At 70.4% G+C, this 8,496-nt stretch carries 12 protein-coding genes and 1 pseudogene; 7 read left to right on the forward strand and 6 right to left on the reverse strand.

Features of this window, described 5'->3' with window-relative positions; translation table 11 throughout:
* Window positions 1-219 precede the first annotated feature (219 nt).
* The 6 genes and pseudogenes from AOQ53_RS17185 to AOQ53_RS48095 all read left to right on the forward strand — a co-directional run.
* Entirely contained in the window at window positions 220-828 is a 609-nt protein-coding gene (locus tag AOQ53_RS17185; RefSeq protein ID WP_059418277.1) for a TetR/AcrR family transcriptional regulator, read from the forward strand.
* Window positions 825-1,235, forward strand: coding sequence for a DUF6069 family protein (locus tag AOQ53_RS17190; protein ID WP_059418278.1), 411 nt, complete (start codon window positions 825-827; stop codon window positions 1,233-1,235). Before AOQ53_RS17185 ends, AOQ53_RS17190 begins: the two co-directional genes overlap by 4 nt.
* Window positions 1,232-1,384 carry a hypothetical protein gene (locus tag AOQ53_RS44670; protein WP_167745728.1) on the forward strand — a complete coding sequence of 51 codons (153 nt, stop codon included), beginning with the start codon at window positions 1,232-1,234 and terminating at the stop codon, window positions 1,382-1,384. Before AOQ53_RS17190 ends, AOQ53_RS44670 begins: the two co-directional genes overlap by 4 nt.
* A gap of 152 nt (window positions 1,385-1,536) precedes the next feature.
* On the forward strand, window positions 1,537-2,148 hold the full coding sequence (locus AOQ53_RS17195; protein ID WP_059418279.1) for a pentapeptide repeat-containing protein: 612 nt from the start codon (window positions 1,537-1,539) through the stop codon (window positions 2,146-2,148).
* Window positions 2,145-2,549: a nucleotidyltransferase domain-containing protein gene (locus AOQ53_RS41170; RefSeq protein WP_078945350.1), complete on the forward strand. Its 405-nt coding sequence runs from the start codon at window positions 2,145-2,147 to the stop codon at window positions 2,547-2,549. The genes AOQ53_RS17195 and AOQ53_RS41170 overlap by 4 nt, the downstream gene beginning before the upstream one ends.
* A 74-nt stretch (window positions 2,550-2,623) precedes the next feature.
* A pseudogene (locus tag AOQ53_RS48095) lies at window positions 2,624-2,770 on the forward strand (aminoglycoside adenylyltransferase domain-containing protein); the annotation flags it as partial.
* 53 nt (window positions 2,771-2,823) lie between these two features.
* Here AOQ53_RS48095 and AOQ53_RS46330 read toward each other — a convergent pair.
* Window positions 2,824-3,111, reverse strand: coding sequence for a hypothetical protein (locus tag AOQ53_RS46330; RefSeq protein ID WP_059418280.1), 288 nt, complete (start codon window positions 3,109-3,111; stop codon window positions 2,824-2,826).
* 314 nt (window positions 3,112-3,425) lie between these two features.
* Between AOQ53_RS46330 and AOQ53_RS17205 the strand changes: the two genes are divergently transcribed.
* Window positions 3,426-4,040, forward strand: coding sequence for a hypothetical protein (locus tag AOQ53_RS17205; protein ID WP_330219356.1), 615 nt, complete (start codon window positions 3,426-3,428; stop codon window positions 4,038-4,040).
* Between the two features lie 155 nt (window positions 4,041-4,195).
* Here the strand turns inward: AOQ53_RS17205 and AOQ53_RS17210 are convergent, their stop codons facing one another.
* The 5 genes from AOQ53_RS17210 to AOQ53_RS17230 form a co-directional block, all read right to left on the reverse strand.
* Entirely contained in the window at window positions 4,196-4,585 is a 390-nt protein-coding gene (locus AOQ53_RS17210; protein WP_059418282.1) for a peptidase inhibitor family I36 protein, read from the reverse strand.
* Window positions 4,586-4,777: 192 nt separating this feature from the next.
* The gene (locus tag AOQ53_RS17215; RefSeq protein WP_078945352.1) at window positions 4,778-5,725 is read right to left on the reverse strand and encodes a peptidoglycan DD-metalloendopeptidase family protein; all 948 of its coding nucleotides are present in this window, start codon (window positions 5,723-5,725) and stop codon (window positions 4,778-4,780) included.
* A gap of 51 nt (window positions 5,726-5,776) precedes the next feature.
* Window positions 5,777-7,129 carry a protein kinase domain-containing protein gene (locus AOQ53_RS45225; protein WP_099054622.1) on the reverse strand — a complete coding sequence of 451 codons (1,353 nt, stop codon included), beginning with the start codon at window positions 7,127-7,129 and terminating at the stop codon, window positions 5,777-5,779.
* An 86-nt stretch (window positions 7,130-7,215) separates the two neighbouring features.
* Window positions 7,216-7,968: a hypothetical protein gene (locus AOQ53_RS45230; RefSeq protein ID WP_059418286.1), complete on the reverse strand. Its 753-nt coding sequence runs from the start codon at window positions 7,966-7,968 to the stop codon at window positions 7,216-7,218.
* Window positions 7,969-8,087: 119 nt separating this feature from the next.
* Window positions 8,088-8,496, reverse strand: a 409-nt coding sequence (locus AOQ53_RS17230) for a peptidase inhibitor family I36 protein (RefSeq protein WP_236711712.1), incomplete at its 5' end; no start/stop codon positions are given.

Raw genomic sequence — 8,496 nt, forward strand, 5'->3', positions numbered from 1 at the left:
TCTCGTCTCGGCGGTCGGATTCTCGCCGCCGACCAAGGGCGTTGACCGTCCGCAGCTCAGCGGAAACTACCTAGGAACTTCCGGCGCGGGACACTAGTACTCCAGCCGTAGTTGTGGATCTTGGCGGGCTGCCAACGGCAAGCGCCGAGTACGAGAAAGCGGGCGGAGTGAGGACTCACTCATTGACGGAGTGAGTACTCACTCCGTAGGCTGACGGCCATGACAGCACCTAAGGAGAACCAGACCACCCGCCGCCGCGCCCCCGGCATGTCGCCGGAGGAGCGGCGCGCGATGATCATCCAGACCGCGATCCCGCTGATCGCCGAGTACGGGGCCGCGGTGACGACCGCGAAGATCGCCCGCGCCGCGGGCATCGGCGAGGGCACGATCTTCCGGGTCTTCGCCGACAAGGGCGAGCTGTTGCAGGCCTGCATTGCCGAGGCGCTCTCCCCCGAGCACGCCGTCCGCGAGCTCGACGCGATCGACGTATCCCAGCCGCTGCCCGACCGGCTTGCGGAGGCGGCCGAGGCACTGCAGGCGCACATGTCCAGGATGGGCGCGATCGTCGGCTCGCTGGGGCATCGCGGCGGCAAGCACCCCGGTACGGTGCGCGGCGCGGGCCGCGACGAGTCGACGACCCGTATCCGCGCGGCCCTCGCGGAGCTGCTGGAGCCGGAGAAGGCCGCCCTGCGCCGGCCGCCGGAGCAGATCGCGGCTCTCTTCTTCGGGGTGCTCTTCACCCAGCCGCGTACGGAGGACGAGCCTGACCTGACCCCGCAGGAGCTGGTGGAGGTCTTCCTGCATGGGGCGCTCTCGGACGCCAAGTGAGCGCGCGGAGAAGGCGCCTGGGGGTTACGGCCCTGGCCGTCCTGGCCCCCGTCCTGGTGTGGCTGGTCGCGGACCCGCTGCTGGGGCATCGGCTGCGGATCGCCGATGGGGAGCAGACGCTCGACATCGGCGCCGTGCCCGTGGCGGTCGCCGCACTGCTCGCGTCGCTCTCCGGCTGGGGACTGCTGGCCGCCCTGGAGCGGTTCGGGGCGCGGCGCGCCCGCGCCATCTGGACCGGGGTGGCCGACGCCGTACTGGCCGTTTCCTTCCTGCCGTTCATCGGCGACGGCATGGGCGGCGGCACCCGGGTCTCTCTCGCTCTGATGCACCTGGCGGTGGCGGCAGTGCTGATCCCGGGGCTGGGCGGCAGGTCCCCCGGGGTGGGAGCCGGTGCCGCCAGGGGGTGACCGCCGCCAGCACCGAGTACGCCGATCCGCGAGATCGCCGACTGCGACATGCCCGTGGCCGCCGCCAGGCCCTGGACCGGTTCCAGCCCGTGCTGCCGATGGTTCCCGGCGTCCCCGAGCGCCGCAGCCACGACAATTTGGAGCAGTGAGAGTTGCTGCCGCTCGGCCCGCGGGATGCGATGTGCAGGTGGCTGGGAAACTGAGCGCCGATGGGCTTCGCCGTATCGCTCGTCGCCGTCACGTCCGCCGGCGTCGACACCATGGCCGGTCGACGGCGCCGAGGCCCGAGGGCCGGGACCGGATGCAGTGGGTCGGTCTGATCGCGGTCAGCCTGCCGGGGCTCGCCGCTCTGGGCGCGCTGCTGTTCACCTGGATGCAGGTCGGACAAGCCAGCAAGGAACTACGCATCTCCGAGCACGGACAGATCACCAGCCGGTTCAACGCCGCAGTCGGCAATCTGGGATCGCAGTCCCTGGACATCCGACTGGGCGGCATCTACGCCCTGCAGCGCATCATGCAGGACTCCGCTCGCGACCATCCGACGGTCGTCTCCGTGCTGGCCGCCTTCGCACAACGGCACGCCGGGTCGAGCGCAGACAGCCTGAAAGAACCGCTTGACCCCGAGGCCACTCCCACTCCGGAGGCGGACGTACGGGTAGCGATCGCCACGCTGGCCCATCGCCGCCTCGACCGCGACAGGGGTACGGTCATCGACCTGAGTAAAACCGACCTGCGTGGCCTCCGCTTCACTGAAAGGGCACCCATCAGGCTCCCCGGGGTGGATCTGAGCGACGCGGATCTCCGCTCGGCCTATCTGACCGGCGCGGATCTGCACACCCGGGTGCTCGACGGTGCGCCCGACCACCGCGACGACGTCCTCCAGCCCCGCCCAAGCCGCGCCGAAGAAGTATGACCGCACAGAGTGGTGGTCACGTCCTTCCCGCCCTGCTGGAGGAGGTACGTTCAGCTCTGGGTGACGAGTTGGTGGGCGTGTATCTGTACGGTTCTGCGGTCGTCGGCGACTTCGACGAGGGCGTCAGTGACATCGACCTGGTAGCAGCAGTGGCGGATGAGCTCGACCAAGAAGCCTTGGATGGACTCGACACCGCTCACCGCCGGATCTGGTCCGCGCACCCTGATTTCCTCGACCGGATTGACATCGTCTACGCGCCCGTGGCGATCCTCTCGGGTCGGCCGGGCGCTGCTGGCAGGGTCTCGCTGCTGGTCACTGTGTCCCCCGGCTCGCCACTCCATTCGACATCCGTGACGCAGGAATGGGTCCTGACCTGCAGCTCGTGCGGGAGACGGGAATGACGCTCGATGGGCTGCCGGTCGAGTCCGTTGTGGCACCCGTGCCGACGGACAGAGTGCGAGCAGCTGTAGTCAGCATGGTGCTCTCGCTACGCGAGTGGGCGCCACATGTCGCGCACCGGGGAGGACACGCCTACACGGTCCTGACGGCCTGCCGGGCGCTGGTGACCCTCACCACTGGCAGGCAGGTGAGCAAGGCCGAAGCCGCTCGGTGGGCACATGCGCGCTGGCCACGCCTCAGCCCAGTCATCGATGCCTCTCTGACGTGGCGCCGCTCTCAGGGGGCCGCGATGCGAGGCAGGACGGTGGCGCGCAGCACGGCGCGGCGCTGCTCGATGACGATGGCTTGCGCAGCAGCCGCGGAGTCCTGCACGCAGTCCACCCGGTGCTCGCCAGAGGTGTTGTAGAGCTCTCTGACCGGCTCGCCGTTGGCGTCGTGGAGGGTGACGATCCATCCGGTGTGTGATTCCGGGTCGTGGTCGACGTCCGGGTTCTTGTCGGCTGTGTACAGGTGCGGGAAGTCCAGGGGGGCGCCGGACGGAATGCCCGGGTCGAGGGGGGACATAGCTCAAGGGCTCGCGCTGCGGGGTGACGCCATACGCGGCAAGAGCGGACAGCAGCAGCGTTCCAGCGGTGGCCTGTGCGGTGACGGGCATGACTGCCTTTCGATTCTGATTCGAGCAGGTGACGGCCGTTTCGCTCATGACGGCCCCGGGCTGCCCCGGCCGTAAGCGGCCGGGGCGCGAGGGTTGAGCGGCGGGTGGGGTCGATCCAGCCGGGGAGCAGCAGGTACGGCCGGCGGAGCCTGCGGGCTTCGTAGAACTGCTCGTCGGTGGTGATGATGACGGCGGTACGGCGGGCGTCGGCGACCGCTGTGCGGTGCTGCGCGCCTACCACGAGGCTGTCCTCGCGCCGTACGAGGAGCAGATGCGGGCCCGCGTCGACGCCGAGCGGAGCGCGGGCTGTCGCGCGCTCATGGACGGCGGCGTCGAGGGGATGCTGGCAGGGCTCAGCCCCATGACGCGCTGGAGCCGGCCTGTCCTGCACGTCAAGTACCCGGTCGAGGACCGGGACCTGCACCTCGACGGCCGCGGCCTGACGCTGGTCCCGTCGTACTTCTCCTGGGACGCCCCGGTCAGTCTCGCCGCCCCCGAGCTGCAGCCGGTCCTGTGCTATCCGCTGCTGCACGAGCCGGCCGTCCCGGCGTCGCACCCCCTGGCCGAATCGCCGTCGACTCCCCTGACCGTCCTGCTCGGCAGCTCGCGGGCCGTTGCGCTGCGGGTCATCGCGGCCGGCGCCACCACCGGTGAGATCGCCCGCGCGGCGGGCGTGTCCGCGTCCTCCGCCAGCAGGCACGCCACCGCCCTGCGCGGCGCCGGACTCATCACCAGCCACCGCAACGGCCCGTCGGTGCTGCACACCCTCACCCCGGTCGGGGCGGCCGTGCTGCGCGCCGCCACGCGCGCGCCGAGTGGCGGTCCGGCCGTGCGCTGATCCGGCCCGGCGGCTCGGCACAGGGTGATCGCGTCGATCAGGGCAGGACCGCGACCGGTCTCGTCGTCGGGGTCGGCCGTGTCCCCTGGAGGGCAGCCCAGCGCCCCGGCGCCGTCCGCGCTTCGCGCGGCGCCGGGGCACGACAGCCTGCCCGATCAGCAGCTGGTGGCCCACTTGTGGGAGCGGAGGGTCTTCGGGGTCGAGTAGGTGTGCTTCAAGCCGTTGGCTGCGCAGCCTTCGTAGGTGCTGTAGTTGGCGTAGCGGTAGTACTTGACGCTGTCGTAGCCTCCCGAGTGGCCGTTGTTGTATACCGACCTGACCTGCGTGGTGCCCGACCACGAGCACGTGATGGCACCGCCCCGCCAGTCGCTGTCGTCGGCGTCCCAGCTGCACATGCTTCCGCTACCGCCGCTGCCGGAGAAGAAGCAGACGTCGCCCTTCACACAGCGGTCGTAACCGCTGGCGGCCTGGGCTGAAGTGGCCGGGACGCCCAGGCCGACGGTCGTCAGGGCGAGTGTGGCGATGGTGACACCTAGTTTGCGCATGTTTGTTCCCCCTTGGTCTGCCTCGATCGAGGCGCATGAAGGTGCGGCCGGGCGTTGTGGGCGACGTTCAGTGATGTCGCTTCCGGTGTGCCACGCCGCTCCCGGTGACGTGTTCACACCATGGCCGACCGGGCCGGGTGCCGGTACCTCGTACATCAGAGGAGTGGCGGTACGCGCTGGCGAAACCCCCGCTCAGGCCGGGCATTCGCCCCGCCACCGCACGGAGTCGATGGTCCGGCCGCCGGAGGCGAAGTTGCCCCGGCCCTCGTCCCAGCCGCGGTGCAGACAGGCGCCGCCGCCCTCCACGAAGGTGACCTGGACGTGGTCGTAGCCCTCCTGAACGTTGCCGTTGTTGAAGAACGACTTGCGCAGACCGCACGCGCTGCTGGGGTCGTCGCTGTCGGTCCGGCACACGCTGCCGGTTCCGTCAGTGCCGGAGTAGAAGCACACCGAGCCCGGCGGGCAGTCCTTCCAGGCGGCGGAGTCGCCGCAGTTGGCGCTGGTCACGCTCGGCCACTGCTTGCCGACGCCCGTGTACTCGACGCCGTTGAAATGGACCGGCTTGCGGTGCCTTTCGTCGGTGAAGTCGCCGGTCGCCAAGTACCGCTGTTCGTAGTGGAGATGGGCCCAACTCGTGCCGCCGGAGGCGCCGATCCGGCCGATGCGCGTCGAGGGCTGGACCTTGTCGCCCTTCTTGACGTAGCGGTCGGGGGCGTCCTTGAGGTGGTAGTACGCCGTGAACCAGCCGCCCGCGTGCTTGACCTGAATGGTGTTCCCCGAGCCGTTGTCCCAGTAGGTCGCGGTGACCGTCCCCGCGGCGGACGCCTGTACGGGCAGGCCGTCGGATCCGGTGTTGCCCTTCACCACGATGTCGAGTGCGGGGTCGTGCCCGGCGTCGTAGGTGTTGAGCTGCCACTGGCTCTGGCAGGAGAACGGCATCTGGAAGGCGGGCTTGCCCGGGGGTGGCGCCTGCGTGACCGATGCCCCGTCGGCGGAGGCGGAACCAGCAGCCGAAGCGGAACCGGAAGCCGAAGCGCCGGACATCGTGGCGGCTCCCAGCGACAGCGCGGCCGCACAGGCGAGCATCGCCGTACGCAGCCGGTGTCCAAGGCGCCGGACTTTCCTCTTGCTCTGCGGCATCGGACCCCTTTCGCAGGGCCGGGCGGCGTGCCCGGCGGAGGTGTGCTCCGCTCACCGTCCCGCCGGAGGGCCGTCACCGCGTACTCGTATCTCAGAGGGTTGGGACGCCGAAGGGCGCGCATCACTGGCTCGGCACTTCTTCTCCCAGATGTGCGACCGGATCCGCAGCGGCGCGGTGAAGTTCTCCCTGGCGCCCACCTCGACGCAGCCCAGAGGCTCCCGCAGCCGCTTCTGCGCGTAGTAGGCGACATCGACGAACTCCTCGCCCGCGTCGGTGTCGTGGCCGTTGTTGAAGACCGACCGGGCCTTCTTCGGGGCGGCCCAGCCGCAATGGTTCTCGCCTGCTGTCCAGTCGTTGTCGTCGCCGTCCCACGCGCACATCTCGCCCATGCCGTCCCGCTCGGTGAAGAAGCAGACGCTGCCCTTGTCGCACCGGTCATAACCCACGGCGCCCGCGGCGGTCTCGCCCGCCCCCGCCAGGGCGTTGTTCACCCCGAAGCCGAGCGCCGCGAGCCCGGCCGCCGCCATCGCGGCCCAGCGCCACCGCCGAGGCAGCGGGTGCGACCGGGGCGAGCGGGCCGTGCCCGCCGCCGACTCCACCCTGCGCAGCAGTGACGCCGTGTCGTGGACGGCGCGCTCCCGGTGCGTGCGGGCCAGGCAGTCCGCGATGATCTGCTGCCAGGGGGAGGGGAGTTCGGGGGAGAGGCGCAACTCGTCATGGCCCTGCGCGTAGCGCACCGCCGCGTCCCGGCGGGCGGACGGGGTGGAGCCCGGCAGCGGCTGGGAGCCGGTGAGCACGACATGGGCGAGTACGCCGAAGGCCCAGACGTCCGCCGCCGGGCGGATCTGGCGGCCGCGTTCGCCGATCTCGGACCAGAGCAGCTCGGGCGGGGTGTAGTCGGGCGTGGAGAAGGCGGGGGTGTACGCGTGCGTGCCCTCCATCTCGGCGGCCATGTTGAAGTCGGCCAGGCGCACCGAACCGTCCTTCATGAGAAGGACGTTGGGTGGCTTGAGGTCGCCGTGCACCCAGCCCGCGTAGTGCAGCTGGTACAGGCCGGCGCAGATCTGGGCCAGCAGCTCGGGCCCGCCGCGCGGTCTCGGCGTCCGGGAGAGCAGGGCGTCGAGGGACTCCTCGGCCTTCTCCAGTACGAGGACGGTGGCGCCGTCGAGCTCCGGGTGCCCGGGGTCGTCCACCGTCAGCGTCTCGTACAACCGGATGAGGCGTGGCGCCTGCAGCCGGCTCAGCAACTTCACCTCGCGCTCGGCGAGTTCCCGCAGATGGCGCAGCTGGCGTGGGGTGCTGGTGCCGGTGGGCAGGAACTTCAGCGCGGACACGGACGGTGGCTCCCCGGACGGGCCGACGCGTCGGCCCGCGTACACGCTGCCGAAGGCCCCGGCGGCCATGGGCTCGCGGACCTCCCAGCCGCCGACGCGATAGCCCTTGGGGACGTGCACGGAGTACGGATGTCCCGGGCTCGTACGGAACGGGTTCACCGCACCGCCTCGCGGGGGCGGGTGAGCAGGACGAGATCGTCCTCCCGGACAAGGTCGAAGCGGAGCGCGAGCGAGACGAGCGACTCCTTCTTGCCGTTGAGCCGGGGACCGGACTCCACCGTGTCCGGGGCGGGCTTGAGGCGCAGCTTCACCGCCAGGTAGTCGATGTTCCACTGCACGGCGGCGCGGTTGGTGGTGGGCCAGATCGGTCGCAGCCGCTCGGCCAGCTGCTCGGCGGTGGGCAGCTGCGCGTGCGGCGCACCGCGCAGCCGGGGCTCGCACAGCGCGGTCAGCACCGCGAAGTAGCGCTTGGAGCGGTCCAGGGCGAACGCCGGGGCGGTGCTGGCGCCGCCGGGGGACTCCTGGTCCGTCGCCCGGGTGTCGAGGTAGTCGTGGCGTGGCGCCCACACTTCGAAGCTGAGCAGCTCGCCGCCGGCGGGCAGTACGACCCGGGCGAACTCGAAGGGTACCGGGGCGTTGAGGCGGCCCGGTGCGACCTTGATGTGCTCGCCCGCACCCTCCGGGTTCTCCACGACATAGGTCTGGGAGTGGCTGAGGTTGCTCAGTATCCAGAAGGTGTCGTGTGCGGATATCCGGCCGGCGGCCCGGGACACCCCTTCGTGCGCGATGGTGAGGTGAGGGCCTGGCGCCCCCGTGCTCCGGCCGAAGTCGAGCTGCTCCCCGGGCGCGAGGCGGATCTGTTCCCCGGGCCCGCCGTACTCGGGCGGCACCACGATGATGCTGTACATCATTTGTCCCCCTTGTTGTACTAACAAGCCCTAAAGTTAGGGGTGGTTCCCTTCTCAGGAAAAGGGAACGCGTTCCACTGGGGAGAGCGGTGTGCATCGCGGACGCGGTGAGGACCGCCTCAGCAGTGATCGATCCAACGGTGGGACAGCGGGGCGTACGTGCCCGCCAGGTTGCCCTGTTGGCGGACCGCGGTGCAGCCGGTCCGCCGGCTGTGCCGGGTGCGGTCGATGCCCGTGGGGGTGAAGTCGCGGCCCCGGAAGTACTCCACGCCGCCCGGCGCCCGGCCGTCGTCGGGGACGTTGACGAAGACCGACTTCTCCGGGCGGTCCCGGGTCCAGGCGCAGGTCTCCTTCCCCGCGAGCCAGTCCGTGTCGTCCCCTTTCCAACTGCAGATGTCGCCGTTGCCGTTCTGTTCGCTGAAGAAGCAGACGGAGCCCAGCGGGCAGTGGTGATATCCGTACGACGGCTCGGGCGCTGTCACGTTGGCTGGTCGGGTGAGATGGTTTTTCGGGTGGATCAGGCCGGGA

The organism is Streptomyces azureus (assembly GCF_001270025.1).
GTDB lineage: Bacteria > Actinomycetota > Actinomycetes > Streptomycetales > Streptomycetaceae > Streptomyces > Streptomyces azureus.

Bases quoted from the DNA above. Each gene is read 5' to 3' on its own strand.
- AOQ53_RS17185 (WP_059418277.1), top strand. From the start codon at position 220: ATGACAGCACCTAAGGAGAACCAGACCACCCGCCGCCGCGCCCCCGGC.
- AOQ53_RS17195 (WP_059418279.1), top strand. From the start codon at position 1,537: ATGCAGTGGGTCGGTCTGATCGCGGTCAGCCTGCCGGGGCTCGCCGCT.
- AOQ53_RS41170 (WP_078945350.1), top strand. From the start codon at position 2,145: ATGACCGCACAGAGTGGTGGTCACGTCCTTCCCGCCCTGCTGGAGGAG.
- AOQ53_RS46330 (WP_059418280.1), bottom strand. From the start codon at position 3,111: ATGTCCCCCCTCGACCCGGGCATTCCGTCCGGCGCCCCCCTGGACTTC.
- AOQ53_RS17210 (WP_059418282.1), bottom strand. From the start codon at position 4,585: ATGCGCAAACTAGGTGTCACCATCGCCACACTCGCCCTGACGACCGTC.
- AOQ53_RS17215 (WP_078945352.1), bottom strand. From the start codon at position 5,725: ATGCCGCAGAGCAAGAGGAAAGTCCGGCGCCTTGGACACCGGCTGCGT.
- AOQ53_RS45225 (WP_099054622.1), bottom strand. From the start codon at position 7,129: ATGGCCGCCGGGGCCTTCGGCAGCGTGTACGCGGGCCGACGCGTCGGC.
- AOQ53_RS45230 (WP_059418286.1), bottom strand. From the start codon at position 7,968: ATGTACAGCATCATCGTGGTGCCGCCCGAGTACGGCGGGCCCGGGGAA.